1 pseudogene is annotated in these 486 nt (G+C 53.1%); it reads right to left on the reverse strand.

Going from position 1 to position 486, the window contains the following annotated elements:
• Nucleotides 1-486: pseudogene (locus tag J9889_RS07170) on the reverse strand (IS630 family transposase); the annotation flags it as partial.

Here is a 486-nt window from a genome sequence, read left to right on the forward strand (position 1 = left end):
GTCGGGTAGTCGTATTTTGTTGACCAAACCGGGCTTCGTCCTGAAACCAGACATCGACATTGGCAAGCGCAACATGACCCGGGATGTTAAGGATCGTTTCCAGCTGGAAGTTTTTTAAAAGCTTCCTGCACCTGCCCATCCTGCTTCGGATGTCGTGAGCGACTGGTTATCCAGGAAAACCCCAGCTCTCTGAGGAGGCGGTAGACATTGGAGAGTTCATAGGCCACACCAAACTCTCGTTCGATATACGTTTGAATATCAGTACCTTGCAGTCGTCCCCCGATGGCCAGCCGGCTTTGTTGGTCGATATATTCGCTAAGCTGGGATAGCTGTTCGGCGCCGAGCTTGGCGGGTCGGCCTGGTGGACGGACACTATCCAGCCCCGCCACGCCGTGTAGCAAGAAGTTGCTCACCCATTTGTTGACACTTGTGCGGCTGACTTTGAGAAAGCGGGCAATGTCAGTTCTGGAATGACCTTCTTGAAAG

It is taken from the genome of Aeromonas sp. PrichA-15, assembly GCF_017939245.1.
Lineage (GTDB): Bacteria > Pseudomonadota > Gammaproteobacteria > Enterobacterales > Aeromonadaceae > Aeromonas > Aeromonas caviae.